The 26,780-nt window shown below is 44.0% G+C and carries 28 protein-coding genes; 11 read left to right on the forward strand and 17 right to left on the reverse strand.

From position 1 onward, the window contains the following. Positions 1 to 47: 47 nt before the first annotated feature. Positions 48 to 479 (reverse strand): hypothetical protein, encoded by a 432-nt coding sequence (locus ACMXYV_RS10545; RefSeq protein WP_415888454.1) that lies wholly within the window; start codon positions 477 to 479, stop codon positions 48 to 50. Positions 480 to 625: 146 nt separating this feature from the next. Between ACMXYV_RS10545 and ACMXYV_RS10550 the strand changes: the two genes are divergently transcribed. Together ACMXYV_RS10550 and ACMXYV_RS10555 are read left to right on the forward strand one after the other, a co-directional pair. Further along, complete coding sequence (locus ACMXYV_RS10550; RefSeq protein ID WP_415888455.1) at positions 626 to 2,527, forward strand: phosphate ABC transporter substrate-binding/OmpA family protein; 1,902 nt, start codon at positions 626 to 628, stop codon at positions 2,525 to 2,527. A 188-nt stretch (positions 2,528 to 2,715) separates the two neighbouring features. Then, the gene (locus tag ACMXYV_RS10555; protein WP_415888456.1) at positions 2,716 to 3,333 is read left to right on the forward strand and encodes a LysE family translocator; all 618 of its coding nucleotides are present in this window, start codon (positions 2,716 to 2,718) and stop codon (positions 3,331 to 3,333) included. On the opposite strand, the gene ACMXYV_RS10560 is transcribed toward ACMXYV_RS10555, so the two are convergent. After that, complete coding sequence (locus ACMXYV_RS10560) at positions 3,316 to 4,131, reverse strand: SDR family NAD(P)-dependent oxidoreductase (RefSeq protein ID WP_415888457.1); 816 nt, start codon at positions 4,129 to 4,131, stop codon at positions 3,316 to 3,318. The two genes, ACMXYV_RS10555 and ACMXYV_RS10560, sit on opposite strands and share 18 nt — an antisense overlap. A 30-nt stretch (positions 4,132 to 4,161) precedes the next feature. After that, positions 4,162 to 5,190 (reverse strand): zinc-binding alcohol dehydrogenase family protein, encoded by a 1,029-nt coding sequence (locus tag ACMXYV_RS10565; protein WP_415891438.1) that lies wholly within the window; start codon positions 5,188 to 5,190, stop codon positions 4,162 to 4,164. Positions 5,191 to 5,349: 159 nt separating this feature from the next. On the opposite strand from ACMXYV_RS10565, the gene ACMXYV_RS10570 reads away from it, so the two are divergent. Continuing rightward, positions 5,350 to 6,303, forward strand: coding sequence for a LysR substrate-binding domain-containing protein (locus tag ACMXYV_RS10570; protein ID WP_415888458.1), 954 nt, complete (start codon positions 5,350 to 5,352; stop codon positions 6,301 to 6,303). A 22-nt stretch (positions 6,304 to 6,325) separates the two neighbouring features. Here the strand turns inward: ACMXYV_RS10570 and ACMXYV_RS10575 are convergent, their stop codons facing one another. The 3 genes from ACMXYV_RS10575 to ACMXYV_RS10585 form a co-directional block, all read right to left on the reverse strand. Further along, positions 6,326 to 7,954 carry a hypothetical protein gene (locus ACMXYV_RS10575; protein ID WP_415888459.1) on the reverse strand — a complete coding sequence of 543 codons (1,629 nt, stop codon included), beginning with the start codon at positions 7,952 to 7,954 and terminating at the stop codon, positions 6,326 to 6,328. A 161-nt stretch (positions 7,955 to 8,115) separates the two neighbouring features. Continuing rightward, positions 8,116 to 8,808 carry an aspartate/glutamate racemase family protein gene (locus ACMXYV_RS10580; RefSeq protein ID WP_415888460.1) on the reverse strand — a complete coding sequence of 231 codons (693 nt, stop codon included), beginning with the start codon at positions 8,806 to 8,808 and terminating at the stop codon, positions 8,116 to 8,118. Between the two features lie 9 nt (positions 8,809 to 8,817). After that, entirely contained in the window at positions 8,818 to 10,494 is a 1,677-nt protein-coding gene (locus tag ACMXYV_RS10585; protein ID WP_415888461.1) for a diguanylate cyclase, read from the reverse strand. A gap of 302 nt (positions 10,495 to 10,796) precedes the next feature. On the opposite strand from ACMXYV_RS10585, the gene ACMXYV_RS10590 reads away from it, so the two are divergent. Beyond that, entirely contained in the window at positions 10,797 to 11,567 is a 771-nt protein-coding gene (locus ACMXYV_RS10590) for a DUF4197 domain-containing protein (RefSeq protein WP_415888462.1), read from the forward strand. Positions 11,568 to 11,645: 78 nt separating this feature from the next. Here the strand turns inward: ACMXYV_RS10590 and ACMXYV_RS10595 are convergent, their stop codons facing one another. Beyond that, the gene (locus ACMXYV_RS10595) at positions 11,646 to 11,942 is read right to left on the reverse strand and encodes a DUF3622 domain-containing protein (protein ID WP_415888463.1); all 297 of its coding nucleotides are present in this window, start codon (positions 11,940 to 11,942) and stop codon (positions 11,646 to 11,648) included. Between the two features lie 193 nt (positions 11,943 to 12,135). On the opposite strand from ACMXYV_RS10595, the gene ACMXYV_RS10600 reads away from it, so the two are divergent. Together ACMXYV_RS10600 and ACMXYV_RS10605 are read left to right on the forward strand one after the other, a co-directional pair. Further along, complete coding sequence (locus tag ACMXYV_RS10600; protein ID WP_415888464.1) at positions 12,136 to 12,555, forward strand: DUF2185 domain-containing protein; 420 nt, start codon at positions 12,136 to 12,138, stop codon at positions 12,553 to 12,555. A 138-nt stretch (positions 12,556 to 12,693) separates the two neighbouring features. Beyond that, positions 12,694 to 13,113: an Hsp20 family protein gene (locus tag ACMXYV_RS10605; RefSeq protein ID WP_415881564.1), complete on the forward strand. Its 420-nt coding sequence runs from the start codon at positions 12,694 to 12,696 to the stop codon at positions 13,111 to 13,113. Here the strand turns inward: ACMXYV_RS10605 and ACMXYV_RS10610 are convergent. The 5 genes from ACMXYV_RS10610 to ACMXYV_RS10630 all read right to left on the reverse strand — a co-directional run bounded on the left by ACMXYV_RS10610 (position 13,110) and on the right by ACMXYV_RS10630 (position 17,897). After that, positions 13,110 to 13,685, reverse strand: coding sequence for an O-acetyl-ADP-ribose deacetylase (locus tag ACMXYV_RS10610; RefSeq protein ID WP_415888465.1), 576 nt, complete (start codon positions 13,683 to 13,685; stop codon positions 13,110 to 13,112). The two genes, ACMXYV_RS10605 and ACMXYV_RS10610, sit on opposite strands and share 4 nt — an antisense overlap. Beyond that, positions 13,682 to 14,017 carry a cupin domain-containing protein gene (locus tag ACMXYV_RS10615; RefSeq protein WP_415888466.1) on the reverse strand — a complete coding sequence of 112 codons (336 nt, stop codon included), beginning with the start codon at positions 14,015 to 14,017 and terminating at the stop codon, positions 13,682 to 13,684. Before ACMXYV_RS10615 ends, ACMXYV_RS10610 begins: the two co-directional genes overlap by 4 nt. Before the next feature lie 95 nt (positions 14,018 to 14,112). Then, on the reverse strand, positions 14,113 to 14,808 hold the full coding sequence (locus tag ACMXYV_RS10620) for a DUF3592 domain-containing protein (protein WP_415888467.1): 696 nt from the start codon (positions 14,806 to 14,808) through the stop codon (positions 14,113 to 14,115). A gap of 111 nt (positions 14,809 to 14,919) precedes the next feature. Next, a complete protein-coding gene (locus ACMXYV_RS10625) occupies positions 14,920 to 16,923 on the reverse strand; it encodes a methyl-accepting chemotaxis protein (protein WP_415888468.1) in 2,004 nt (667 codons plus the stop codon). A 32-nt stretch (positions 16,924 to 16,955) separates the two neighbouring features. Further along, positions 16,956 to 17,897 carry a tRNA-dihydrouridine synthase gene (locus ACMXYV_RS10630; RefSeq protein ID WP_415888469.1) on the reverse strand — a complete coding sequence of 314 codons (942 nt, stop codon included), beginning with the start codon at positions 17,895 to 17,897 and terminating at the stop codon, positions 16,956 to 16,958. 174 nt (positions 17,898 to 18,071) lie between these two features. Here ACMXYV_RS10630 and thpR point away from each other — a divergent pair, with 174 nt between their 5' ends. The 5 genes from thpR (at position 18,072) to ACMXYV_RS10655 (ending at position 21,453) form a co-directional block, all read left to right on the forward strand. Further along, complete coding sequence (thpR, locus tag ACMXYV_RS10635) at positions 18,072 to 18,593, forward strand: RNA 2',3'-cyclic phosphodiesterase (protein ID WP_415888470.1); 522 nt, start codon at positions 18,072 to 18,074, stop codon at positions 18,591 to 18,593. Between the two features lie 132 nt (positions 18,594 to 18,725). Then, positions 18,726 to 19,157, forward strand: coding sequence for a GNAT family N-acetyltransferase (locus ACMXYV_RS10640; protein WP_415888471.1), 432 nt, complete (start codon positions 18,726 to 18,728; stop codon positions 19,155 to 19,157). After that, complete coding sequence (locus ACMXYV_RS10645) at positions 19,150 to 20,091, forward strand: AraC family transcriptional regulator (protein ID WP_415888472.1); 942 nt, start codon at positions 19,150 to 19,152, stop codon at positions 20,089 to 20,091. Before ACMXYV_RS10640 ends, ACMXYV_RS10645 begins: the two co-directional genes overlap by 8 nt. A 50-nt stretch (positions 20,092 to 20,141) precedes the next feature. Next, positions 20,142 to 20,822: an SDR family NAD(P)-dependent oxidoreductase gene (locus tag ACMXYV_RS10650; RefSeq protein WP_415888473.1), complete on the forward strand. Its 681-nt coding sequence runs from the start codon at positions 20,142 to 20,144 to the stop codon at positions 20,820 to 20,822. Positions 20,823 to 20,970: 148 nt separating this feature from the next. Next, complete coding sequence (locus ACMXYV_RS10655) at positions 20,971 to 21,453, forward strand: hypothetical protein (protein WP_415888474.1); 483 nt, start codon at positions 20,971 to 20,973, stop codon at positions 21,451 to 21,453. A gap of 127 nt (positions 21,454 to 21,580) precedes the next feature. Here ACMXYV_RS10655 and ACMXYV_RS10660 read toward each other — a convergent pair whose 3' ends face one another. From ACMXYV_RS10660 to folC, 5 genes are all read right to left on the reverse strand, one after another. Next, positions 21,581 to 22,801 (reverse strand): O-succinylhomoserine sulfhydrylase, encoded by a 1,221-nt coding sequence (locus ACMXYV_RS10660; protein WP_415888475.1) that lies wholly within the window; start codon positions 22,799 to 22,801, stop codon positions 21,581 to 21,583. A gap of 13 nt (positions 22,802 to 22,814) precedes the next feature. Beyond that, on the reverse strand, positions 22,815 to 24,335 hold the full coding sequence (gene purF, locus ACMXYV_RS10665; RefSeq protein ID WP_415888476.1) for an amidophosphoribosyltransferase: 1,521 nt from the start codon (positions 24,333 to 24,335) through the stop codon (positions 22,815 to 22,817). Between the two features lie 39 nt (positions 24,336 to 24,374). Next, the gene (locus tag ACMXYV_RS10670) at positions 24,375 to 24,869 is read right to left on the reverse strand and encodes a CvpA family protein (RefSeq protein WP_415888477.1); all 495 of its coding nucleotides are present in this window, start codon (positions 24,867 to 24,869) and stop codon (positions 24,375 to 24,377) included. Between the two features lie 64 nt (positions 24,870 to 24,933). Then, positions 24,934 to 25,497, reverse strand: coding sequence for an SPOR domain-containing protein (locus ACMXYV_RS10675; protein WP_415888478.1), 564 nt, complete (start codon positions 25,495 to 25,497; stop codon positions 24,934 to 24,936). Between the two features lie 3 nt (positions 25,498 to 25,500). Beyond that, entirely contained in the window at positions 25,501 to 26,766 is a 1,266-nt protein-coding gene (gene folC, locus ACMXYV_RS10680; RefSeq protein ID WP_415888479.1) for a bifunctional tetrahydrofolate synthase/dihydrofolate synthase, read from the reverse strand. Between the last annotated feature and the right edge of the window lie 14 nt (positions 26,767 to 26,780).

The raw sequence follows: 26,780 nt of genomic DNA on the forward strand, positions 1-26,780 counted from the left end.
ATGGAAAAATTAGAGGTAAGCTTTTGATTAACAATGAATGTTAGTGATTAAGGTTTAGAGAGCTCGATAAACCACTTTGGCTGCATTTGATCAAAATCGGTTCTGATATTACTGTCCAAATAGCTTGCAGAATCCAACACAAATGGCTTCCCTTCTAGCCTTTGGAACAAAACCCAATGCCAAAAGTATTTACCCTCTTCTTGATAGTGCTTAATCGATAAAAGCGCTAAATCGGGCAACTCTTGCCAAGTATTAAACGGCGTCTCTGTATTTGATACAGAGATGTTCTGACTCGCCAAAAGCTGACGAACGTAATCGGTTTGGGACCAAAGTGATTTGTCGTCGGCAAAGATCCCCATCGAATTGGCGATCTGTTTCATCTCGGCATAAGTTTTACCCACGACATTGGCTACAGAGGCGATTCCGCAGCCTGTCACTTCCTCTTGCACTACAGGCTCAATTTTATGTGCTTGTAACATGCCCTATTACTCTACTAACTGATCAATTTGGCTAATTAATACAGATCTTAAGTTATATGTCTGCATTGTCATATTGCAGCAACCTTTACTCCCTACAATAGCCGCCTCCGTGACAGATCACCACAAAAATAGATGAGAGTATTGCTGTGAAGACTACTGTTTTTGACCTTATCTGGAAGTTTAAGAACGCGCTGGAAAAACAGGGCCATGAAAAAATAGATCTACACCGCTTTACCCACGAAAGAGATTACCGCAAAGCGATCTTACTCAATGTAGATATTAGTGAGCTACCGCTAAGCCGCTCTCTACAGAAGATCTATAAAGATCTGCTAGAAGCAGACGAGCTAGAACTAGCTAAAGAGGTCGAGCTTCCACCTGATCCAAAACCTGCCGCAATTCCTGTTCAAGAGAAGAAAAAGTCTGATAAAGAGCCAAACGACAAGCCTATTTTCTACGGTATTGCAGCAGTTGTTTTACTGGTGTTTGGCTTCGCTGTGTTCCAATTTTCTAACACAACCCAAGAAGCTAAAGCACCAAGCGCAGAGGTCAGTGAGCCGAAACCTACAAGCACAGCTGCAAAGTTGACGGAGCAGCCTAGACCGGCAGCAAAGACAACTACAATTCAACCTGCTAAAGCCGTTGAAGTAGTCAGAACTGAAATTAAGAATGTTGAAACTACTCCACCAGCAATACAACCAGAACCGGTTGTAGCTGCACCCGTTGTCGAAGTTGAAGTTGAAGAGGTTGTTAAAACAACACCTTTCCGCATCCAAGGTTCAAACACGATCGGTGAAGTACTCGCGCCAGAATTGCTTAAAGCGTTTTACGCTAGCGAAGGAGCCCAGCAATCCACTTTGGTTGCGAGTGATATTGAAGTCGAAAACAACCTAGAGATTACTTACCCGGGCAAAAAAGAGATCTCGGTTATTCCAATTCATGCGCACGGTTCTAGCACGGGCTTTAAAGCCCTAAACGAAAATAAAACCGACCTTGCGATGGCTTCCCGTCGAATCAAAGACAAAGAAGTTGAGCAGTTAGAAAGTCGTTACGGCAATCTCAAATCTAAGAGTACCGAACACATCATTGGGATGGATGGCTTGGCCGTTATTGTTAATCCAGATAACCCAATTGCTCACCTCAGCACTGAAGATCTGGCTAAGCTGTTTGCCGGTAATATTACTAACTGGAGCGAGTTAGACGGCCCCGATCTAGCGGTTAAGATCTATGCCCGCGATAGCAACTCGGGCACTTGGGATTCATTTAAATCCATGGTACTTAAAAAGCACGGGGTTAAACTTTCTGAATCTGCTGAGCGATTAGAGTCCAGCGTTGAACTATCAGATAACGTAAGTAAAACCCCAGGAGCCATTGGCTTTATCGGTCTACCTTATGTTTTACGTGCAAAAGCCCTAGCGATCTCTGATGGTGAAAAAGGTTTACCAATCTACCCAACCTCTTTCACGATCTCTACAGAAGATTACCCACTGGTTCGTCGTCTCTATATCTACGAGCCAAGCAGCATTAGCACGCAGTCAGAAGCTCATCGTTTTATCAGCTTTGTTCTGTCTAAAGAGGGACAAGATGTTGTTAAAAAAGCCGGCTTTATTTCGCAAAATATCTACCCGACAACACCTGTATTAACGGATACCTATCCGCAGGAATATGTCCAATCCGTTAAGAATGCTCAGCGTTTATCCCTGAACTTCCGTTTTAAAAGTGGCACTGTGGTTTTAGATAACAAAGCCGTACGCGACTTGGAGCGTGTGATTCAATTCTTTGAATCCAATCCAGGTCAGCAAGCTACGTTGATCGGTTTTTCCGATAGTATTGGTGATCCGGTAATAAATAGAACACTGTCTCTTCAACGCGCAAGAGCCGTTGAACAAGCACTACTAGCACGCGGGATTAATATTCAACGCTCAATTGGTTTAGGTGAGATGGCACCGATCGCTTCCAACTTAACTAAACTTGGCCGCGATAAAAATCGCCGCGTAGAGATTTGGGTCGATAGCAACAACGCTCAGAGTTACAACACGGCGACTCGTTAATTTTGCTCTCTCCTGTCCCCAAAAGGCGATCACTTTGATCGCCTTTTTCTTTGGCACAATTTTCACACGTTGCTGAAACTCGTTTACTTCAATATGAAGATAAATCCCTTGCCTTTTATGGGCTCAAATTACATAGTGACTGGCTAATATTTACCATCTTAAACGCTACACGATCTCAGAGTTTTATTATGTCTTTAGAGAGCGCTATCTCTTTCTTTTTGGCCGTTTTAGTCTTTGGAGTTACTCCTGGGCCAGGTGTGTTCGCCATATTAGCAAGAGCTATGACCTCTAATGCCCGCTCATGCATATCCCTAGCTTTGGGTATGACCATCAGCGATATTCTCTACTTAATCGCAGCTTGTTTTGGCCTAGCCGTTATCGCTAACCAATGGGGTGAACTGTTTACGGTGATCCGCATTGTTGGGGCGATCTACCTTGTCTATCTCGGGTGGAAAATGTGGAATGCGCCATTAGATCTGGATTCAGAGCCTGGAAAAAATTCTCAATCCGGTGCGATTTCAGGATTTGTACAAGGCTTTTTGATATCCGCTTCAAACCCCAAAGTCATCCTCTTTTACATCGCCTTCCTTCCAACATTTATGGATTTAGAGGCGCTCAACGGAGGCGACATTATCTTAGCATCTGCCTTAACGCTGATTGCCTTGATGATCGGTTTGATGATGATCGCTATTTTCGCGGCAAAATCACGACGTTTTTTCCAGTCAGAGAAAGGTGTTAAAAGGCTTAACCGAAGCGCTGGATCCATTATGGTTGCAGCGGGCGCCTATTTAGCCTCTCGCCACTAACTGCTGGATGATGCTATCCATCGCCTGCACAATCTGTTCATTTTTTTGCGGATTGAGCGCGTCTTCATCTGGCTGAGCAAAAGCACCTAAATCATTATCAAAATACTCCCCTGCTTTATCGGAAAAGCCATCTGATAGAGCGGCGCGAATCAATATATCTGCCCCTTGGCTGATGTCGTTCCCGGCAACGCCAAACCCATCTTTAACCATTTTGGTGGCTAACAACGAACCTGGATTTACAGAGGCAACCAGTACTCCATCATTGGATAGTTCAGTCGCAAGATGACGTGTCCAAGCGATCAACGCCAACTTGCTTTGCGCATAAGCTGACATAGCGCTGTCTGCCGATTTGTTGCCCAGAAGAAATTCGATATCGACTGGCGCTTGAGCAGCAGAGGCCAAATTAATCACTCGACTGTCTTTAGCCAAAGCAGGCTTTAACTGCTTCATCAGGAGATAAGGCGCGATGGTATTAACAATAAACCGAGCATCATATCCATCATCAGTTATTGGCTGCTCTATCTTAAATACCCCGGCATTATTGATCAAAACATCGATGTCGGAGTATTGCTTACTGACCTCATCCGCCAGCGACTTAACTGCATTCAGATCAGAGAGATCAGCAGCAAAACCAGAGATTAATTCAGAGCTGTAACTTTGACCTAATTGGTCGATCACTCTTTCAACTTTCTGAGGTGTTCGACCATGAATCAGTACAAAGTGCCCTTGCGCCAGAAGCTGCTGAGCCGTCGCGAGACCAATGCCATCAGTCGAGCCAGTAATTAATATGGTTTTCATCCGTTGATCTCCCTGCTGTAGATGTTTTACTTAAAACCCTTCAAGTACGATCTTGCCGATAGAACGACCCGCCTCTAACTCAGCATGGGCAGTTTTTAAGTTTTCAGCATTAATAGTACCTAGGTTTTTACCTATAGTTGTTTTGATAAAACCTTGATCAATCAGATCAGCTACTCGATTTAGCAGTTTAGATTGCTCATCCATATCTTTGGCATTAAACATCGAACGTGCGTACATAAATTCGATATGCAAAGAGAGGCTTTTCGGCTTCATCTTCATCACATCTAGCGGTTCCGCTGGATCATCAATCATCGCGATTCGACCAAACGGCGCTAGAAGCTCAGTATAGGAATCAAAATAGCTATCGGTGCTATTTAAGCTAGCAACGTGGGTAAGCGGACCAAGATCCAAGGCATCAATCTGCGCTTGAAGCGGTTTGGTGTGATCTACTACGTAATCCGCACCTAAAGATTTAACCCACTCGCGTGATGCGTCACGAGAAGCGGTCGCGATAATAGTTGCCCCCGTGATCGCTTTAGCAAGCTGAACCAAAATAGAACCCACGCCACCAGAAGCCCCTACTACCAGTAAAACTTCATCGGTCTTAGTCGTCTCGTTTGGCTGCTGTTGCTTAAGCTCAAGGTGCTCAAACAATAGCTCCCATGCAGTAATAGTCGTCAAAGGCAGAGCCGCAGCTTCAGATAGACTCAAGCTCTTTGGTTTATGGCCTACGATGCGCTGATCAACCAATTGGTATTCAGCATTGCTACCGGCGCGGTTCAGATCCCCTGCGTAATACACTACATCACCAGGTTTAAACTCGGTGACCTGATCACCAACTGCGATCACTTCACCTACTGCATCCCAACCGATGACTTTATAACTGCCATCTTCATTAGCCATGCGTTGGCGGATTTTATAATCAACCGGGTTTACAGCAATCGCTTGTACTTTCACTAGTAGGTCTTGGCCTGTTGCGATGGGCTGGGGTAATTCGATATCCACCAATGAATCGTTGTCAGTAATCGGTAGGGACTTTTGGTAACCAATAGCTTTCATTGTTTTTAGGCTTGTCATCTTCTCTCTCCACTGCCTTTGTTCATTGTTTGAGAACCAGCAGCTGTATCTGGCTGAATGTGTTGCAATAGATATTAGTATTTGATTACCAAGCTATAAACAGCATAATACTTGAATTACTATCAAATAATTTTTGAGAATATGCTTTTAGAAGATCTACAAGTTGTTTTGAAAGTAGCAGAGTTTCGCAGTATTACGGCGGCTGCAGCTAATCTTGATATGCGCACGGCCACAGCCAGTGCAGCGATAAAACGAGTCGAAAGCCAATTAGGTGTTGATCTGTTTATCAGAACGACTCGGCAGTTAAGGCTATCTGCAGCTGGAGAGCGCTATATTCCGCAGTGCCAGCAAGCCCTTCTCACTCTTCAACTAGCACAACAAAATATCCAAGATGATCTCAATGTGGTTGAGGGAGAACTTCGTATCTCTATTTCATCTGACCTTGGCCGAAATTTGGTCATTCCATGGTTAGATGAGTTTGTAGATCAGCACCCTAAAATCAGTCTGAAAATTAACATCAGCGATAGCACGATCGATTTTTATCGTGACTCTGTCGATCTAGCACTGCGTTACGGCTCGCCTACTGATGCGAATCTATATGGATTTAAGATCTGTGATGTCCCTGCATTGTTGTGCGCTACACCCGATTATTTAGCAAAGCGCGGAACACCCGCTCACCCGCAAGAATTGACTAACCATAACGGTCTGTTTTATCAGCTACACGATATTACCCATGATGTTTGGGAGTTTACAGAAGGGAACAGTACTCAGGGAAATAGCACTCATAAGATAAAAATGAAGGGGAACCGAGCTTCCAACGACGGTGATCTGGTTAGACGCTGGTGCACCTCTGGACAAGGAATTGCGGTGAAATCCTGCCTAGATATCTCGAACGATCTGCTCTCCGGCAAAGTCGTTAATGTGATGCCTGAGTTTAGTCCAAGGGTTACAGAACTGTGGCTGGTCTGCCCTAGCCGTCAATCTATAACCCCAGCAGTTAGAGCGCTAAGAGATCATGTCAGAGATAAAAGTCAGCGGATTTTATCTGAGTTGGCTAAGCAAGGTTTCTTAAATCAGCTTGAATATCCAGCATAGATCATTAGAACACACTGTACGTTTAAGCCTCAGAAGTGCTCTGCTTTAACGTCTCAATAATCGCTTTTAGGTACTCGAACTTATCCTGCTCATCCGCGATCTGGATCTCGGTTCTTTCTCTAAGATCTTGCAAGACAGAAAGCCGTTCATGCTCTACGTACACTCTAGCTTCCTCTTGTTCAGTCTCACCGTCTGTTTGGGTTACTTCTCGGCTCTGGCTCGTTTCTCGTTGTTCTATTGTACTTTCAGCACGAACACTCTGGCGTGTTTCACTTTCGCCTCTTCGCTCAGCTAATTCGTCCGCAGCTTGGTCTTGAGCTAACAGCAGATCTAAGAATGTAGGACGTTCTTCAAACACTTGCTGCTCGTTGTCAAAACGCTGCTCTTGTCCAAAACGATCAATAGCATTTTGATACTGCTCGGCTAAACCGCCAGCGGTAGCAGCATTTTCCTCATGTACCGCTATATCCAACTCTTGAATACTGGAGACAGTACCATCTTCAAATAGGAACACACCGCTGCGTTTTACTTGGCCTAATAGGTTATTTTGATCATCGGTCAGATCAAACGAAGATGAGGTTGAGCCCAGATAGATCGCACCAACACCAGCATCTTTTAGACTGGTTAGCTGATCATTACCCTCTTCATCTCGTGTCCAAACTTTCAGTTTGTTAAAGATCTCATCGTTTTCATCAATCCAATGATTATTGTCCGAATCATATTTAGCTAGATCAGAGAAACCATCCTGCCCTTGCGTACCAAACAGCTCAGAACCATCATTAATTTGGCCGTCATTGTTGATGTCTAAAGCCAAAAACCCGCTCCCCTGAGCAACAAAAGAGATCTCTTCTTCAGTGCCATCAGCATTGAGGTCAAAGCTGAAACTGCTATTGGTTAAACCGGCTGCACCCCCATGGAGATTGATCACCAACGGATCGATAAGGCTCCGATCGACTCGCTCTTCACTAAAACGCTCTTCCAGAACAAAGCTACGCTCCATTTCCAGTTCCAGCAGGAAGTTGATCTCTCGCCCATCTTCAGTGGTAATGACACCTTGCGTGCCTACCGAGAGTTTTTCCTCTTCGGTATATACGCGTTGATTCGCTATCTCGACCCGAACCTCATCAGCCATCTGCCTAAAACCCGCATTTAAGGTGATATCAGATATATTTATATCGAGCTGTTCAAAGCTCGCTCGCGCTTGTAGCTCTTCGGCACTCATAGCTTGTATATCTTGCTCGCTAAGGGCTTGTATATCTTGTTCGCTAAAGGCTTCTATCTCCTGGAACGTCTCTAACGAAGCAAGCTGAATATTCTGTACTGGAATTAGTGGGTTCATCGCCAAACGTTCAAGCTGCATCCCTTCATGCAACACGGTTTCAACCAGAGAGCTTACATTGTGAGTTTGCTGTATTTGCTTGATGCCTTGCGCCGATTGCACACTACTGACGCTATTAACACTGGCAGCTTTTTCAGAACGCATACGCGCGTCGTAGGAGAGATCAACGCTCGTCCCCGCTCGCCAGTTAGAAGCCGCGTCTGGTGAAAGCGTCACTTGCTGACTGACCGCTGCGCTCTGTTGTTGAGCTGAATCGGTAATCTGTTTTTCGTGCTGGCTATTAAAACCAATCATCGAACTGGAGATTTTCATAAGGCCTCCCTGCCGCGGCACCCAGAGGTAAAAAGATAGTGTAAGAAACCCTATCGGCCTTAAAGAGAGGAAGATGAGAAGAAAAGAGATAGGTACAGAGGGTACAGTTAAGTAAGCTGCTCCCTCTGCTCTAAATAATGATAACGATTGGGACTAAGAGGCTATGCCAGCGCCAACTCTACTGCCGCTTGAGCGTGAATCGCCGTGGTATCAATCAACTGGACATCCGTATCACTCTGTTTCACCAGCATACCAATTTCGGTACAGCCTAAGATCACAGCTTCTGCACCCTGCTCTGCCAGTGCTTTGATGATTCTTAAGTACTCGGATTTAGAGTTAGGGTTTATCTGACCTAAGCACAGTTCTTTATAGATGACCTCGTGAACAACCGCTCGATCAGGTTCATTCGGGACAACAACCGACAGGCCAAATTTATCGGTTAATCGGTCCTTATAAAAACCCTGCTCCATAGTGAACGCAGTGCCTAGTAAGCCAACGGTTTTTACATTTTGTTTAATCAACTCTTCAGCTGTAGCATCGGCAATATGAATCAACGGGATATCGATCGCCGCTTCAATCTGAGGCGCTACTTTATGCATAGTGTTGGTACAGATAAGAAGAAAGTCTGCGCCTGCCGCCTGAATGTTTTTAGCTGCTTGCGACAAGATCGCAGCGGTTCCTGCCCAATCACCTTGATGCTGTAGTTTTTCAATGGGATCGAAATCAACGCTATACATCGCTATCTGCGCAGAATGTAAACCGCCTAAACGCGACTTAACACCCTCGTTTATCGAGCGATAATATCCCTGCGTGCTCTCCCAGCTCATTCCACCCAGTAAGCCGATCGTTTTCATACTAATCCCTTAAATTTCACTCACTAACTCGCGCGTAGGCTCAACTTTATAAGCAACCCGATTGCGACCTGAAGCTTTTGCTTTGTATAAGTAATGGTCTGCTTTATCAATAAGGTTCGACATACTATCCATCGGATCACTCATTTCAGTGATACCAATACTCACTGTATATTGCGCTTCCAACTGTTGCTGCTGAACCACCTGATTAGAGATAACACCGATTAAGCGCTCTGCTAACGTTATCGCTTCATCGTGTTGGGTTTCCGGGAGAACCAAAATAAACTCTTCACCGCCCCAACGCGCAATGATATCTCCCGCGCGAAGCTCTCGCATCAACAGCCCGGATAGATCCAGCAACACTAGATCGCCAAAACTATGTCCATAGGTGTCATTGATCTCTTTAAAACGATCAATATCCATCAACATCACGCAGATATTGCGTTTATTACGTGTGGCATTACTGTAGATCGGCTCTATTACCTTTTGAAAGCCGCGACGATTATATAAACCCGTTAACTGGTCTCGATCGGCTAAACGTTGAGCTTCTACCTTTTCCGTTTGGCTAATTCGGAATTGATAAGCGAGCGCTAAAGCAAACAGCACGGCCTCTATCAGAATACCGTACTCAACAGCATGGAAACCAAATGGGTGGTACTCAACTACGCCGGAAACTGTAAAAGCAGTAACGATGGCACTGATCATGGCAAAAATTGCCGCGCCTAAAAAATATTTAGCTTCCTTAACACCTGCATGACAAGCCACCACACCCGCAATAATCATTAAAAGAGCAAATGGCACCACACAAATAAAGGCCGTCACCAGCATGGTTAGGTAATTCCCGGACAGGGCATACCAGATCACCGAACAGAGCATAAACATGTTAAGCAGGTTGAAACTGGTATTGATCCTTGGAAATTTCGTAGGCAAGGCCAAAAACGCCCGACAAAACATATTCCCTAGATAGGCAAACAGCATCATCATGGGTGGGATCATCTGGTTCTGAAACTCGGGCCAGTTTGGCCAGATCCATTTAAATGCATGGCCGGTGTATGCCAGATTCAAAATAATAAACGTGGCCAAGTAGAGCGAATAAAAGAGATACCTACGGCTTTGCAGGCTGAAATACAGCAATACATTATAAATAAGCAATGCGGTCAGAAAGCCGTAAATGATCCCATACTCATAACCCGACTTAATTTTCCGATCCAGCATGTCGTGTTGTGTTAAGACGAATAATGGCAACAGTTGTGGTTCAGGTGTTTCTACTCTTATTAATACCGAGGTTTCGCCGGGCTGGAATGAGTGCGGGAAGGAGAAAAATCGACTTGTTCGGCTTTCCTCGTAAGGTATCGCATCACCAGCCTTCTCTGTTTGGAGCAACTTCCCATCTTTAAAAACGTACAGATGTATGTGATCTAGCCATGAATTTTCGATCTGGATGTAACGAAGCTGTGCAGTTTCAGCAAAATTATTCACCTCGAAATGAACCCATGACGGGGGCGCACCCAGGCCGAAATTAATGATATCGGATTCCGATCGTGTTCCTTTGGAGCGAATATCCTTTAATGCTTGATGGGGATTAAGTTCAATGCCATCAACTTCTTGCAGATACCGAGTATTAAACGGCTCTACTGCAAATGAAGTTTCGAGACTCTGACCGGCGTAGACGGGAAATGAAAAAATCAAAAAAAGAGTACACAAGAGGAAACAGAACAGCCTCCCGCTGGCGGATAACAACTCAGATATGTCCTGATAAAACCTAGGCACTTATATCCTTTCCTCAGACGGTAAATCCTTAAGTCAAATACCCACCACTAAGTTACGGGTACTTACCCTACCGATACTAGCCTAGTCGTTCTGCACAAAAAACACTTTTTTGTAGTCCAATAGTTTACGGTTTGTACTAATAAGATAACTTAGGATGTTAAGGCTCTGTTCGCGGTTCTTTGCTATGCTAGAGCCAATAGCGACAAAGGGAACTTTTACACATGAAAAAATCATATCTGATCGCCTCTATCCTAACGGCATCAATGGCTTCCGTTACAGCTCACGCAGGTTGGGCTGATGCACTTAAAGAAGCTGTTCAAGATGAAGAGCTGCAAAAAAAAGTACTAGATACAGCAACAGGCAGTGCTAGCAGCGGTAAAGTGACTAATCTAGACACGGAAACGCTAATTAAAGGCCTTAAAGAAGCGTTAGAAGTTGGTAGCAAGCGCGCTATCGAAGAGATCAGCCAACCAGGTGGTTATCTAGATAACAAAAACATCCGTATACCTCTGCCAGATGGTATCGATAAAGCCGCTTCCCTTCTTCGCAAATACGGCTTAGAAAAGCAAGTTGATCAGTTTGAAGAAAGCATGAACCGCGCCGCTGAGAAAGCAGCTCCTCAAGCAACCGATCTGATTGTCGGTGCGGTAAAAGAGATGAGTTTTGAAGATGCTAAAAAGATCTACCAAGGCTCTGACGATGCAGCGACACAATACTTCAAAGAGAAGACTAGCGATAAGTTGCGCCAGTTGTTCCAGCCAAGCGTAAAAGAATCCCTAGGTCAGGTTGGTGCGACCCGTTACTACAATGACCTTGCTGGTGAAGCTAAAGATATCCCATTTGTAGGCGAGAAAGTTAACGTAGATTTAGATAACTATGTGACTGAAGAAGCCCTAAACGGCTTATTTACTATGCTTGCGGCTGAAGAGAAGAAGATTCGCGAAAACCCAGCAGCGCGTACAACCGACCTGCTAAAAGAAGTGTTTAAATAAATACAATTTTAGATGTAACTTCCACAAAAAAGCCGAGTACGCTAACACGTAACTCGGCTTTTTTATGACTGGGCGATCTTACTCGTCTTCGTCGAAATCAGACTCTTCATTACGCGCACGAGCTTCAGCTTGACGTGCTTCAATCTCTGCACGTTCTTCGCGTTTTTCAGCTTTACGCTTGTTACGCTCTTGCTGTTGTTCTAGGAATTTTTGAAGCTGAGCTTCCGCCCACGTTTTAGCCTCATCTTCAGTAGCAAAGCCATCCTGTTGCTTTGAGACAACGGTCTTACGAGCACTTGCCTGACGCAAGATTTTAGCGCTCCAAGTTTCCCCTTCGGCTACTAACTGAAAATCGTACTTTTTACCTTTGGCCATTCATTTATTCCTAGCAGGTCAATCTGTATAAGTGGCGTATTCTAGCATGACTGATTCGACGTTCAGACTGATTTCTATCCCTTTAGGAGGAAAAGCACAAAAACATCCATATTCTTAACCTTTTAGCGGCTGGTATAGGGCCCTATGAGCGTTTAAAATAGGCCTGCAAATAATTATTACTGTTTGAGTGCTCATGAAATCTGTTGACGTTGATACGCCTAAAACTACTGAATCGGAAACTAACCAAACCAAAAACGGCTTCTTAGCGCTGGTTTCAAAGCTTTGTTTTGATGAAACCCTGCCTATTCGTTTTATGTATAAAACGGTTCCAGAGCATTTAAATGATACTGGCTGGCGTATGTTTACCGGTTATGAAACTGAAGAGTTTTTGGAAGATCAGCTTTCCAATCTTCTTCCTGTTCCAGTAGAAAAAATGTGCCGCCTAGACCCATCCTTGAGCGAACTGGTTACCTTCAATGCTGGAACAGTTTGGGAACGTGTTCCTGGTTCCGACTCATGGGAACGAGTGCACGATTACCGCATTCCTTCGCACAATGTTGATGTAGAAATCACCAACGACGTTGATCGATTTAACGTTGAAGAAGAAAAATAATTGCCCTTACGCTTGAATTCTCATCAAGTGACATTATCTAAATAGTTAACCGAGGCTCAAAAGAGGTCGGTTAACGGCTCGCTCAAGAGAGGAGCCAAACTTTTAAATTTAGATATATTGCTTGATGAGGATATACAGATGCGTGAATTCGATCTATCTCCACTATACCGTTCTGCCATTGGTTTTGACCGTCTAGCTAACATGCTAGATAACGCTAACCGCAACGACAATCAGCCTTCATTTCCTCCGTACAACATCGAACTACTTGGAGAAAATAATTACCGTATTACCATGGCTGTGGCAGGCTTTGAAAAAGACGAATTAGATATTCAAAGTGAAAGCGGCACTCTGACGATTACGGGTCAGAAGAAAGAACAAACTCAAGATCGCCAATACCTTTACCAAGGTATAGCTGCACGTAATTTTGAAAGACGTTTCCAGCTAGCGGATCATGTAAAAGTGACGAAAGCCTCTATGGAAAACGGTTTGCTTCATGTTGATCTGATTCATGAAATCCCTGAAGCGATGAAGCCGCGTCAGATCCAGATCGAACACTAATACTGACTGTGTTCTAGGACAAAGAAGGAGGCCATGTTGCCTCCTTTTTTAATAGCTTCAGGAAGTTTAGATGAGGCCTTTTGATATACCGAAAGCAGTTCATCACTGAACAAGCAAAAGATCACCTCTTCTACGCTTGTCTCTTTTTGCAATTCACTCTTAACCGTTAATAACGCAATCTCTGCAGCTTGCTCCAATGGATAGCCATAAACACCGCAACTAATAGCCGGAAATGCGACTGATTTGATGTTGTTTTCGTTGGCTAAAACCATCGAGTTACGATAGCAAGCTTCCAACTGTGCTGACTCACCATAATCACCGCCCCGCCAAACGGGTCCTACGGTATGAATGATATATTGAGCAGGAAGACAATACCCTTGGGTAATTTTCGCTTTACCCGTGTCACAGCCATTAAGCATGCGACACTCAGCTAACAAATCGGGTCCAGCTGCAGCATGAATAGCACCGTCTACCCCGCCACCACCCAACAGGCTATTGTTAGCAGCGTTAACAATCGCATCAACGTTTAATTGGGTAATGTCGTTCTGAACAAAGCTAATTTTGGCCGTCATGATTCAGCCTCCTTAGGTTCGTTGTAGTGAACAGCGAGCCAAATCGTTGGCTGATCGGGATCAGTCCATTCAACACGGTGTCGTTGATGTGCAGGGAAACAGTAACTGTCACCTGCATTAAGGGTAAATTCTTTATCTGGATTTTCAGTACGAAGCCCTGCGCTTCCTGAGATAACGATGACCCACTCATCCCATGCTTGGTCGTACCATTCCCCTGCTGGGGTTGCATGAGCATGAGAGATAATACGCTCAATGCGAAGCTGATCAGTAGAGAATAACGGGTCGAACTTTTCTGATTCTGGTCCCGAGCCTGACAAGTCATAGAGGTTCATAGTGCTACCACTCACTGATTGGAGCAGGCCATGTCACCACCTGCTCAATTAATTTATAAACCACTTTCATGACACTTCAGTGACACACTATAAAGTTAGGCCACTTCTGGAAGGAATGAGAGATCGACATGGTACTTAGCTGGATTGTTCCGATCGATATAAACAGTTAATTCATCAGTCACTACATATTCAGTAGGATCAAACCAAATATCATCACTTCTGAACAAATAGATCTTGTTATCTTCTGGATTGTGCCACTGCAAACTAATCACAAACGGGCTTACACCATCCGTTTCCATGCATGTGTTCCGGTCTAGCGTATGAATCTGAGCTTTAATAGGTACACCCTGAGTTTTCAGGTAATCACGTTTTCTGCCTTTCATACCGCTGAAGATCAGAATAAGTATGCCTACGATAAAGAAAACAGCGCCAACACCAGTCACAATGGTTGCACCACCCCAGAGGGTGAAAAAGCCATTAATCTTAGCGTCTTGCGGCGACTTCGATTGATATAGGACCTCAACCACCTCACCTTGCGAATAGCTAGGCGGGTTACTCCCAGCGCTAGATGAAAAGGTCACTTGCTGACCTTGTTTGGTAACAAATGAGACGACTGGGTGATAAGTAAGTGAATCACTGCTTCTAGAGGCTCTTAGCTCTATAACTGTTCCTTCAGCTGTAACAGCAGTTTCTAAAAAGCTCTTAGTATTTGTGAACAACACAAACGCTAGTACCAACAGACCTAAGCCGATAAAGCTGAAAAGGTATTTAATGATTGAGATCGCTTTCATCCAATTGTCCTTAATAGAATGATTTTTCTAATAATAGCGCTTTGCTAATTTTTACTTAACATATACAAAAATAGCCCGCTTAAAAGCGGGCTATTTTTAGGTTATGCCTGACTAGCTTACTCGGAACTTCGATAGTGTACTCTCAAGATGAGAAGCCGAATTAGCCATATCATCAGCTAATGCAGAGGTGTTTCTAGCAGCCCCTTCAGATGTATCAGCACTTGCGGAAATTGCTGCCAAACTTTCATGCAAATGATTTACAAGGCCACTTTGCTCTTCAGCTGCTGCGGCGATACCCGAATTCATCTGATTCACTTCCGATAAAGAATTATCAATCTGTTGTAACACTTCACTCGCACGAGCCATTTCAGAGACATTTTCAGAAACAGAGCTACTAGTATGCTCCATCAGTTCTACTGCACGCTGCGCACAGCTAGCGAGCTTTTGTAGGGTCTCACGGATCTCGCCGGTAGAATCCTGCGTACGTTGAGCTAGGGTCCTTACTTCGTCTGCTACTACGGCAAAGCCTCGGCCCTGCTCACCCGCTCGCGCAGCTTCAATAGCCGCGTTTAAAGCCAATAGGTTAGTCTGATCTGCGATGTCACTGATTACACTGGATACAGCATGAATATTTTTAACATCCTGATCCAGTTCACTGATCACTGCACTGGTTTTAGAGACATCTGAAGCTAGTTCGTTAAAAGATGATGTTGTTTTCTGAACAACTAGCAAACCTTCAGATGCCATTTCATTAACTTCTTGAGCAGTACTGGATGCCTGACTGGTATTCATAGCAATTTCTGAAGCACTGCTGGCTAACTCTCCTACCCCATCAGCAATATGTGAGGTTTCCTCTTTCTGGCGGGCTACGCCATCGCGGGTTTGAGAAGATTCAGTAGAAAGTCGTGAAGAGCTGTTGGTTACCAACGTAGTTGCACTTTTGGTTTCTCTAACCAGAGACTCAAAACCTTCGGCAACTTTGTTCAGACCTTCAGAGATGGCAGACATCTCATCTTTACCGCAATGTTCAAGACGAGCGGAAAGATCACCTGATGCCAGTTTACCTGACACCTGTTGGAATCGATCCATAGTTGCTATTGTCGAACGATAGAAGCCCATAAACAGATAGATCGCAAGTAATACAGTCACTGCGATAACCGCCAAAACAAGGTTACGACTGTTGACCTGTTTAGAAAGATATTCCTGCTGTTTTTCATACAACGCAGGCAACATGATTTTATACAGATTCAATACCTGCTTGATCGCAGTTGTACCTTCGCCAAACACCTCATTAGAGTTAACAGCAATGCTATCCGGCTCAGTTACATTCTGCTGAATATAAGCTATGTACGTACCTACCGCTTTTTCTGCTGCGATGATTTCGGAGCGCATCGATTCCAACTCAGGCATCGTTTCGCCGTTCGCTAGCTCTGGATAGGTTTTTTCTAATCGACCAATCAGGTTGTTGATATAGATGTAGCTATCAGGTGTAAAACCACCTTTTGCAGCAACACCCGAAGCTTTTCCTCGTAGCTGACCCGTTTCATCGATAATCTGCGGTAAGAAGATAGCAACGTTATCGATCATGAAGGTGGTATCTGAGTGAGGATCTAGCTCTAAAGCATATTCGCGCAAGACTACTTCGTTGAATCGTCTTACGGATGCTGCGAACTCGTTATGCAGTTCAAATATCTCAGCGGGTTCAGTTTGACCAATACTCGATTTGATATTGCCCCACTGCTTTTCTAACGAAGAGATAATCGCTTTAGTATCAGAACTGACATCATTAGCACCAGACTTCAGCTCGGTAAGGGCTTGATCGACCTTACTACGACGATCCAATACTTTGGATTCAACACCCGAATTACCATTGAGCAACGCATTGGTAAGGCCTCGATGCTGACCGATATTGAGTACTAGAGGCTCGGTTAAGCGAATAATCTCTATCCCTCTGAGCTCCTCTTTGGTTAAGTCGATACTACGACTTAACTCCTGCCAATAAAAAGTAACGGTCAGTACAAGTGGTATCAAAAATAACACACTGACTAAACTGAACTTTGCTGGGTATTTGAGACTACCCATTAATTTCGAAGCAGGACTTAGCCAAGAAGCCATTTTTTTCTCTCCATTGATCCACTGGTGACGTATCAATCATGTAGGGCAAGTCTGAGTTCAGAAGGTTCCTTTATTTTTTTAACTTTCTGAAAAAGCACTTCTGCTTCTTTGTACTCGCGTTGCAAATGACTTAGCCACTGTTTTATGCGGCCATGTACATATTTGGGCGCAATATCCCGCTCGATACGGTTTAAATACGCTTCAATAAACGGCACAACCTGAGACCAGTTATAACTGCTCACCTCTTCATCAGCAAGGTGATATTTTATAACCTTGGCTAAATCAGGCTTAGCAATAAGGCCGCGACCGATCATAATCGTGTCGCAACCACTGACCTCACGACAACGCTGAAAATCCTGCCAGTTCCAAACCTCACCATTAGCAACCACAGGAAGATCGACCGCCTCTCGAATTCTCGCAATCCATTCCCAGTGAGCGGGTGGCTTGTAACCTTCGAGTTTTGTTCGTGCATGTACAGCTAAACTATCAGCGCCCGCTTCAGCAATTGCATGGGCATTTTCCATTGCCAAAGATTTATCTTTATTGCCCAAACGCATCTTTGCCGATACAGGGGTTTCTGCAGGAACAGCTTCTCTTACTGCCTTTACGATCTCATGAACAAGTTCTGGCGTATCCAATAATACAGCTCCACCTTTACTGCGGTTCACAGTTTTGGCTGGACAGCCAAAATTCAGATCGATCCCAGGTGCACCAAGCTTAGCGCCTTTACGTGCATTACCGGCTAGGACACTTGGATCACTCCCAAGCAATTGAAGAATAACGGGCGTACCTGAGGGGGTTTTCCCATCATTATGTAACTCAGGACATAAGCGTCGGAACACTTTAGCGGGCAAAACACGATCACTAACACGCAAGAACTCTGTAACACAGTGATCGATGCCACCGACCTGTGTTAACAGGTCACGCATAGTGTAATCAACAACGCCCTCCATTGGGGCTAAGACAATTTTCAAGACAGACTATCTATAGGAATAAAAAGGACGGCTATTATAAGCTGCTAAGGAGGCGATAAAAATGACTAGATCACTTTAAGAGTTTCTTTATCAGGCTTTGTAACATTCCTTTCAAGCCCATCTATGATTTACTAAGATAAAAATAACCATCTGTTTTGTATTTTAGTTACTGCTATGCGCCTATTCCTAGCGATCGATCTGCCTGAAGATCTTCAGGATCAAATCACTGAACTCTATTGCCCTGAACTAGAACAAGTTCGCTGGACAGTGAGTCATCAACTACATATCACCTTAGTGTTTATCGGCGATCAGCCCCACCAACATCTGGAAGAGATAATTGAAGCTGTGTCTGAAACCAGTTTTGAACCTTTTGAACTTCGCCTACAGAAGATAGGCTATTTCAAATCGGGGATAATCTGGTTAGGTGTCGAAGAGTCCGAACCCTTAAAACGTTTACAAAAGTCGCTAAGTCATAAAGTTAGAGGACTTGACATAGAACTAGAACAACGAAAATACACGCCTCATATCACTTTGGGGCGTAGTAAAAAACTTACATCGCAATTGATTAGTCAGGTCAGCCATAAAGGCTTGGGCTTCACAGCAAACATGGAGGTTAGTACTTTCCAACTTAAAAGTAGTGTGTTGAAAGCGGATGGCGCTGAATACCTAACCGAAGTGGAATTTCTGCCTGATTGAGGGCTTAGCCATTGGAACCTACGAATATATCTCATACTTTCTCAGTGAGCTATAAAACGACCATGTACGAGAAAGTTAGTGCAGGCCATTTGAAGCTGACTGACCTGAGAAAAGCTGTGATATAGTCAATTGATGGAACCTATCTATCGCGCATACCAAGAAAAGGATCTTCAGGCCTTAATCGCCCTAATGAAGCAATTAGGTTATACCCACTCGAAACATGCTCTACTTACAAATGTCAAAGCGGTTCATAAAGCCGGCGGGGAGGTTTTTGTCGCAGAGCTAAATGACATTGTTGTTGGCTGTATCTCTGCCATCATCGATATTCGCTTAGCTGAAGGCACTCAAGGTGAGATCGTAAGCCTTGTAGTCGATAAAGATCACCGAGGATATGGATTAGGTAAAGGTTTAGTAGGAACGGCTGAACATTGGCTGTCGCAATACGTAGATAGCATTCGAATTAGGGCCAATTCGATTCGTAATGCAGCCCATCAGTTTTATCAAGAGCTAGGGTATCTTGAAACCAAGCAGCAAGTGGTATTAGTGAAAAATAAACATGAATAACAATCAGGCGAACAAAGAGTATTTACGCCGTATACATTTAGCAACGACATACATTTGCTCAAACCTAGAGCAACCATTAAATCTAGATAAGATTGCTCAAGTTAGCTGCTTCTCCCCGTTTCATTTTCACCGTATTTTTCACGCCCTAACAGGTGAAACCGTTAATGACTTTATCATCCGTAAAAGGATGGAAGCCGCTGCTAGTCGACTAATTTGCCACAAGGAAATGAGCATTACCGAGGTAGCCAACGCAGGTGGTTACTCTTCAAGTGCTAACTTTTCAAAAGCATTTAAAAATTACTTCGGCATCACCCCTAGCCAGATAAGGGACCCAAGCGAAATAAAAAATAGCAAGATTGGAAAACTAACTAGCAAGTATGGAAAAGTATTCAATCCAAGCGATCTGTACTCTCAATTTGTCACTGACCAAGTGAAGTTTGATCCTGACAAATTAGAGGAAATACTCATGCGAGTAACCATTGAAAAACTTAAAGAGAAACGCATCGCTTATCTGACTGCCCCTAAGGGATATGACGTTCCAGCTATTTTTGAAACTTGGGATAGACTGGATAACTGGGCAAAAAGCATCAAATTAACAAATTTTGAAAGCCAACGCTTTGCTATCTGCCATGATAACCCAATGATCACCCCGACCGAGCATTGCCGTTATGATGCTTGTGTTCAGATTGAAGATAACACGCCGGTGAGCGAACCATTTGAAGTAACAACTATACCGTCCGGTCAATATGCCTCGGCTTATTACAAAGGAGATGGTGACAAGGTAAGTAATTTCTATATGGAGCTCTACTCTCATTGGCTCCCTAACAGCGGCTTTGAGCCAGACGACTTAGCACCTATTGCTCATTATCTAAACGATACTAGGAAAGATGGCTTTGTCGAAATGAATGTTTATATCAAAGTAAAACCGTTATAAAACCGAGCGGTAATCGAGATACCCTATAACCTTAAATAGATGGCAATTTGATGAAGACAATTTTGATTGTTGGTAGCAGCCGTGGCATTGGTGAAGAGCTAACAAGATACTTTTCTGACGCTGACCACAACGTTATAGGTGTATCTCGCAGCCCATCCAAAAACTGCGAATGGATTTCTGCAGATCTATCTGCGCAAGAGGGTATACAAAAGATTGCTGATCAACTTGGGGAACGCCCCATAGACACCCTGATCTATTCAAGCGGCATTTGGGAAGATGAAGGCTTCAATGACGACTTTGACTTTAGAAAAACCAAATACGCAGAAACGCAGCGGATCATGCAAGTTAATCTTGTTGCACCCATCGAACTCACCAAAACTCTCGCTCCAAACTTAGCACGCTCTTCTAACCCTAGAGCCATCTACCTAGGCGCTATCTCAGGTTTAGAAAATATTGGATCAGAGCAAGTCGCTTATGCAGCAAGCAAGTTCGGCCTTCGCGGTGCTATACAAAGCCTACGTAAAGCACTAACACTAGAAAGCATCGGCTTTACTGTCATAAACCCGGGCAATGTGGGTACAGAAGAGGTACTAATGGATATAGAAAAGGGCCGCATGCCGGATCAAGCCCCTATTCCGATCTCAGATATCATCACCTCGATAGAAATGATTATGTCACTCTCTAAAGATGTGCAGATTGGTGATATTAATTTGATTCAAAGAAAGAATTGAAAAGATAATTCCTTTACAAAGAAATTTAATTTGTCATCAAATGTATAACATATATAAATACCGCTCCAATTATTCAATTGGGTAGCATTAAAACTAGAATAGTATATCTATTCTTTAAGCTCATTAACTATCGGATGGTTTTACTACAATGCATAAACTTTATTTAGCCTTGGCAATTACTTTTTCGTTACTTATCGGATGTACTGAGGAAAATTCAGCAAAAAATGCAATCAATCCATCAGCGTCAGAAGAGGAAGTAAATCGCTGGAAAAATGCCTTAGGCCTATGGGAAGGACAAACACCGATAGAAAACGGAGATGAATATCATTGGCTTCTGTCTCTTAGCGAAGAAGGACATTTCCAATTGAATGCTACTATTAGCCATACTGATGGAACTATAACAAAACAAATTGAAGTAGGTGATTGGGGCATAGATGGTAATATCTATTTCGTTTCCCCTAAAGGCGTTATCGAGGAAGGAAATTTTGTACCCTTTGATACTCCTAAGCCCGATTTATATCAAGCTTACGAAATTTTAGAATCTTCAAGCGAAAGATTTACCATTAAACATATTACTTCTGGAGATATTTTTAAAACGAGAAGGATAAGCACTGAAGTAGATAGCAAATAAACAATCCTTTGAAAGTCTCCCGTGTGGATTTTATCCGTCCGGATGTAGTTTGACTCATTTGGGACATGACATTAAAAACAAAAAAGCGGCTCGAAAGCCGCTTTTTTTTAGATCTTAACTGCAGCAATTAAACCGCTGCCAAACCTCTAAGCATATCTGCTTTAAGATCTTCTATCGATTCGATACCTACAGATAGACGAACCAAGTTATCTTTAATGCCCGCTTCAGCACGTGCTTCTGCCGTCATACGACCGTGAGTCGTGGTCGCTGGGTGTGTGATTGTTGTTTTCACATCACCTAGGTTACCTGTGATAGACACCATCTTAGTTGCATCAATAAAGCGCCACGCTGCCTCTTTACCACCCGTCACTTCGAAGGAAAGCACACCACCAAAGCCTTTTTGCTGCTGCTTAGCTAGCTCGTGCTGCGGATGACTTGGAAGACCTGAGTAGAAGACACGGTCAATGCCATCTTGCTCTTCTAGCCATTTCGCCATCTCCATAGCGTTTTTGCAATGAGCATCCATACGCAATTTCAGTGTTTCTAAGCCTTTAAGGAAAACCCAAGCGTTGAACGGACTCAAGCAAGCGCCGCCTGTACGGATAAAGCCAAACACTTCTTCCATGTGCTTGTCGCTGCCGACAACAACACCACCGACACAACGACCTTGACCATCAAGGTACTTAGTCGCGGAATGAATAATGATATCTGCACCTTGCTTCAATGGCTGCTGAAGCATCGGTGTGCAGAAGCAGTTATCAACGACCAACAATGCATCGTACTTATGTGCAATCTCGGCAACGGCTGCAACGTCTGTTAGCTCAGACAACGGATTAGACGGTGTCTCTAAGAACAGCATCTTAGTCTCTTCTGTAATTGCAGATTCCCAGCTATCAAGATTAGTTGGGTCAACATAAGAAACTTTAATGCCTGTACGTGTAAGGTACTTGTCAAACAGAGATACAGTAGAACCAAATACACTGCGCGAACAAACAACATGATCGCCATTTTGCATTAACGATAGGCAGGTACTAAGAATTGCCGCCATGCCAGAAGCTGTTGCGACTGCTCTTTCTCCGCCTTCTAGTGCTGCGATACGCTCTTCAAAGAACTGTACAGTTGGGTTAGTGAAGCGAGAGTAGATGTTACCCTCCTCTTCACCACCAAAACGTGCAGCCGCTTCACGCGCACTTGAGAAGACATAGCTTGATGTCGGGTAGATTGGGTCACTGTGCTCCCCTTCTAGGGAACGGTGTTGACCTGAACGCAAAGCAAGTGTTTCCAGATCGTAACCTTCTGAAGGCTCGAACTGGATACGCTCAGCGCGCTCGTAATCAGAAATGGACATCGACTATTGCTCCTTAATCGATCTTGCTACAAAGGTTAGAGGATTCGTTACTCTCAACCTTTTTATTGTTACTGCCTTTAGCGTCATCGTTACGGGCAGCTTTTAAACGCTCAAGATACTGTTCATCAATATCGCCAGATACGTATTTGCCATCAAATACACAGGTATCGAACGCAGTAATTTCTGGGTTACCTTCAGATACAGATGCTTTTAGATCATCTAGTTCTTGGTAAATCATCCAATCACAGCCGATCTCTTCACCAACTTCATCATCTGTACGGCCATGAGCGATAAGCTCTTCAGCAGCTGGCATATCGATACCGTAAACGTTCGGGTACTTAACTGCTGGCGCAGCAGATGCGAAGTAAACTTTCTTAGCACCAGCATCACGGGCCATCTGAACAATCTGGCTAGAGGTGGTACCACGCACGATAGAGTCATCAACCAACATGACAACTTTATCTTTAAATTCCATACCGATCGGGTTCAGCTTACGGCGAACTGACTTCTTACGCTGTGTCTGACCTGGCATGATGAAAGTACGACCGATGTAACGGTTTTTGATAAAACCTTCACGGAACGTAACACCCAGATCTTTAGCCATTTCCATAGCAGAGGTACGACTTGTATCTGGAATTGGGATTATCACATCGATGTCGTGGTCTGGACGCTCACGTAACACCTTCTCTGCAAGCTTCTTACCCATACGCATACGAGAGATATGTACGTTTACATCATCAATGATCGAATCGGGACGTGCTAGGTATACGTATTCGAATAGGCACGGCGCAAGCTGCGTGTTATCAGCACAAAGCTTGGTAGAAACGTTACCTTCCATATCGATGTAGATCGCCTCGCCCGGCTCGATATCACGAACACGTTCAAAACCAGAGATATCTAGAGCAACACTTTCAGAAGCTACCATGTACTCAGTACCTTCTGCAGTTTCGCGCTTACCGTAAGTCAGTGGACGAATACCGTTAGGATCACGGAACGCCAACATGCCGTAACCAGTAATCATTGCTACAGCGGCATAACCACCTTTGCAACGCTCGTGAACACGGCGTACCGCTTCAAACATATCTTCAGCTTGTGGCTGCAGTTTGCCCTGACGTTGAAGTTCATGAGCAAATACGTTCAACAACACTTCTGAATCAGAAGTAGTGTTGATGTGACGCAGATCTGCACGGAACATTTGTTCAGCTACATCTTCTGCATTTGTCAGGTTGCCGTTATGGGCTAACGCGATACCGTATGGAGAGTTCACATAGAACGGCTGCGCTTCAGCCGAGCTAGAACTACCGGCCGTAGGGTAACGAACGTGACCGATGCCCACGTTACCTACCAGGCGTTTCATATGGCGGGTACGAAATACTTCGTTTACCAGGCCATTATCCTTGCGTAAGAAGAAACGGTTACCTTCACAAGTAACCATGCCCGCTGCATCCTGTCCACGATGTTGTAAAACAGTCAGAGCATCAAAAATAGTCTGGTTTACATTAGATTTGGCTACGATGCCAACAATGCCGCACATTAAAACTCACCTCAAAGTGCAAACTAACAAAAGAAAAATTTAGCGTCCCGCATTCCAGATCAAGCGACCCACTTCGCTCGCTGTCTCTTTGGTCCATGCTTCCATAAGTAAAAAGTGTGAAATCAATTGTGATTCCTTGAACCAGCGATCTTCGACCGCTGGGCTCATTCCAATCAGCGCGACTAAAGCCACGATAATTAAACCACCTCGCGCTGCGCCAAATCCGATTCCAAGAATGCGGTCTGTTGCAGACAAGCCCGTTGCTTCTACGAGCGCACCGATCAGTTTATTGATCATGACTCCAACAACGAGAGTGGCTATAAAGAGGATAGCAAACGCAGCGACTAAACGTACTGACGGCGTTTGAATATATGCTTCTAACAGAACTGAAAGTGACTGCGAAAATAGACGCGCGACGATAAAAGCCGTTACCCATGTAATTAGGGAAAGCGCTTCACGAACAAAGCCTCGCTTTAAGCTCATAAGGCTTGATATCGCAATGATGCTTAGTATGGTCCAGTCAGCCCAGTTCATCTTTACAGCTCAGTAAGAAATTGCGCGCATTTTAACAGAGTTTATGGGATCGCTTCACGCTTTATTATTGCGTAGTAAAACGAACAATAATGCCGTTCAATCCAAAATCTTTTTTCAGTGACAGCTTAAGCGATTCTAATCGGCTCTTTTGGAATTCGGGACCTACATAAACCTTAATCAATTCACCCTGTTTACGGGTGAAGACTTTATGCCCTTCGCCGATCAGCTGCTTACGAAGGCTTTTAGCATTAGCCTCATCTTTAAAGCTAGCAAGCTGCAAAGTCCAAGCCACTGGAACACCTTCTTGATCGAGTACAGGCTGATCTTTATGAATTTCCAGCTCAACCTTTTGCTCTTTTTCAATCTTTTCGATTACCTGCTTCACCTGCTTTGGCGGTTGAGGTAATTCAACTGGTGGGTTAGGTTCAGCTGGTTTAGAGGTATCTGGCAGCGGTTTATTTTGTGGCTCTATACGTACAATTTCAGGACGCTCTGGACCTGCAGGAATTTCGGACTGAAGGTGACGCTCTTTATAGCCAGCGCCATCAAAAAAAACAGGAAAGATCACCGCAGCAGAGATCAGAATCACTGCAAACCCTACTAAGCGGTATTTTACTTTCTGCTGCATTAGCTATTTCCTTGCCAAAATCGTCAACGCATCACTGACGGTAAAAAATGATCCCGCAATAATAACATTGTCATTTGGGTTAGTGTCTATTCGAACCGCATCAATTGCCGCTTTAACTGATGAAAATTGCTGAACCGTAGCTTCATCAGGGAATAGCTGTGCCAACTCTGCTGCTTTTTGCCCTCGCGGGACATTAATATCAGAAAGATAGGTAGCTTTTACGACAGGAGACAAAATATCTATAACTTGCTGACAATCTTTATCTGCTAACATGCCCAAAACAAGATAAACATTGCCGGACAATCCTTGGATACGATCGTTTAGAAGCTGTGCTGCTTCAGGGTTATGGGCTACATCAAGCCAAAAATGCAGATTGTCTTGCTCAACATGCTGCATACGACCTGTAAGCGCTGCTTGCTGAATACCTACCTTAATCTGCTCATCTGAAATTGCTAACGGAATATGCTGAACAATTTTAATTGCTGTAGCAGCATTTTGAATGGGCAATTCTGGCTGTTTAAGGTCGGCAATCGACTTAGACTGACCTTGGGCATCCTTTCCTTGCCAGCACCAAAGCTCGCCGTTTTCTTCATAGGCGAAATCAACGCCTGATTGATGTAAATCGGCACCAATCTCATCAGCATAAATGGCAACTGACTTCGGAGGATTGAGATCACCGCAGATCGCTGGCTTAGCTGTTCGGAAAATACCTGATTTCTCACGACCAATCACTTCGCGGTTATCACCCAACCAATCAACATGATCAATCGAAACGGTGGTGACAGCACTAATATCAGCATCAATGATGTTCACTGCATCTAGACGGCCACCCAAACCTACTTCAAGCAGAACCAAATCCGGTTTCGTTTCAGAAAAAATAACTAAGGCAGCTAAGGTACCAAACTCGAAATAAGTCAGTGGGATCTGGCCGCGCGCTTTGTCTATTTTTTCAAAGGCATCGCACAACTGTTTGTCTGTCGAATTTTGGCCGTTTAACCTAACCCTCTCGTTATACTCTATAAAATGAGGAGATGTATAGCAGCCAACACTGTATCCAGCCTGCTGGTAGATACTATTCAAGTAACTAATCGTTGAACCTTTACCGTTTGTACCTGCAACAGTCACAACGGTTGATGCAGATAGATCGATATTTAGCTTTTCTGCAACTTGGCTGACACGGCCTAAACCTAGTTCGATTTCAGACGGATGGCATTGCTCCATCCACGATAGCCATTCGGACAGATTCATTTTTTGGTTAGCGCTATTCATAAGACCAATAACTT

Source organism: Neptuniibacter sp. SY11_33 (genome assembly GCF_047778025.1).
Classification (GTDB): Bacteria; Pseudomonadota; Gammaproteobacteria; order Pseudomonadales; family Balneatricaceae; genus Neptuniibacter.

Bases quoted from the DNA above. Each gene is read 5' to 3' on its own strand.
- ACMXYV_RS10545 (WP_415888454.1), bottom strand. From the start codon at position 479: ATGTTACAAGCACATAAAATTGAGCCTGTAGTGCAAGAGGAAGTGACA.
- ACMXYV_RS10555 (WP_415888456.1), top strand. From the start codon at position 2,716: ATGTCTTTAGAGAGCGCTATCTCTTTCTTTTTGGCCGTTTTAGTCTTT.
- ACMXYV_RS10560 (WP_415888457.1), bottom strand. From the start codon at position 4,131: ATGAAAACCATATTAATTACTGGCTCGACTGATGGCATTGGTCTCGCG.
- ACMXYV_RS10565 (WP_415891438.1), bottom strand. From the start codon at position 5,190: ATGAAAGCTATTGGTTACCAAAAGTCCCTACCGATTACTGACAACGAT.
- ACMXYV_RS10570 (WP_415888458.1), top strand. From the start codon at position 5,350: ATGCTTTTAGAAGATCTACAAGTTGTTTTGAAAGTAGCAGAGTTTCGC.
- ACMXYV_RS10575 (WP_415888459.1), bottom strand. From the start codon at position 7,954: ATGAAAATCTCCAGTTCGATGATTGGTTTTAATAGCCAGCACGAAAAA.
- ACMXYV_RS10580 (WP_415888460.1), bottom strand. From the start codon at position 8,808: ATGAAAACGATCGGCTTACTGGGTGGAATGAGCTGGGAGAGCACGCAG.
- ACMXYV_RS10590 (WP_415888462.1), top strand. From the start codon at position 10,797: ATGAAAAAATCATATCTGATCGCCTCTATCCTAACGGCATCAATGGCT.
- ACMXYV_RS10595 (WP_415888463.1), bottom strand. From the start codon at position 11,942: ATGGCCAAAGGTAAAAAGTACGATTTTCAGTTAGTAGCCGAAGGGGAA.
- ACMXYV_RS10600 (WP_415888464.1), top strand. From the start codon at position 12,136: ATGAAATCTGTTGACGTTGATACGCCTAAAACTACTGAATCGGAAACT.
- ACMXYV_RS10605 (WP_415881564.1), top strand. From the start codon at position 12,694: ATGCGTGAATTCGATCTATCTCCACTATACCGTTCTGCCATTGGTTTT.
- ACMXYV_RS10610 (WP_415888465.1), bottom strand. From the start codon at position 13,685: ATGACGGCCAAAATTAGCTTTGTTCAGAACGACATTACCCAATTAAAC.
- ACMXYV_RS10615 (WP_415888466.1), bottom strand. From the start codon at position 14,017: ATGAACCTCTATGACTTGTCAGGCTCGGGACCAGAATCAGAAAAGTTC.
- ACMXYV_RS10620 (WP_415888467.1), bottom strand. From the start codon at position 14,808: ATGAAAGCGATCTCAATCATTAAATACCTTTTCAGCTTTATCGGCTTA.
- ACMXYV_RS10625 (WP_415888468.1), bottom strand. From the start codon at position 16,923: ATGGCTTCTTGGCTAAGTCCTGCTTCGAAATTAATGGGTAGTCTCAAA.
- thpR (WP_415888470.1), top strand. From the start codon at position 18,072: ATGCGCCTATTCCTAGCGATCGATCTGCCTGAAGATCTTCAGGATCAA.
- ACMXYV_RS10640 (WP_415888471.1), top strand. From the start codon at position 18,726: ATGGAACCTATCTATCGCGCATACCAAGAAAAGGATCTTCAGGCCTTA.
- ACMXYV_RS10645 (WP_415888472.1), top strand. From the start codon at position 19,150: ATGAATAACAATCAGGCGAACAAAGAGTATTTACGCCGTATACATTTA.
- ACMXYV_RS10650 (WP_415888473.1), top strand. From the start codon at position 20,142: ATGAAGACAATTTTGATTGTTGGTAGCAGCCGTGGCATTGGTGAAGAG.
- ACMXYV_RS10655 (WP_415888474.1), top strand. From the start codon at position 20,971: ATGCATAAACTTTATTTAGCCTTGGCAATTACTTTTTCGTTACTTATC.
- ACMXYV_RS10660 (WP_415888475.1), bottom strand. From the start codon at position 22,801: ATGTCCATTTCTGATTACGAGCGCGCTGAGCGTATCCAGTTCGAGCCT.
- purF (WP_415888476.1), bottom strand. From the start codon at position 24,335: ATGTGCGGCATTGTTGGCATCGTAGCCAAATCTAATGTAAACCAGACT.
- ACMXYV_RS10670 (WP_415888477.1), bottom strand. From the start codon at position 24,869: ATGAACTGGGCTGACTGGACCATACTAAGCATCATTGCGATATCAAGC.
- ACMXYV_RS10675 (WP_415888478.1), bottom strand. From the start codon at position 25,497: ATGCAGCAGAAAGTAAAATACCGCTTAGTAGGGTTTGCAGTGATTCTG.
- folC (WP_415888479.1), bottom strand. From the start codon at position 26,766: ATGAATAGCGCTAACCAAAAAATGAATCTGTCCGAATGGCTATCGTGG.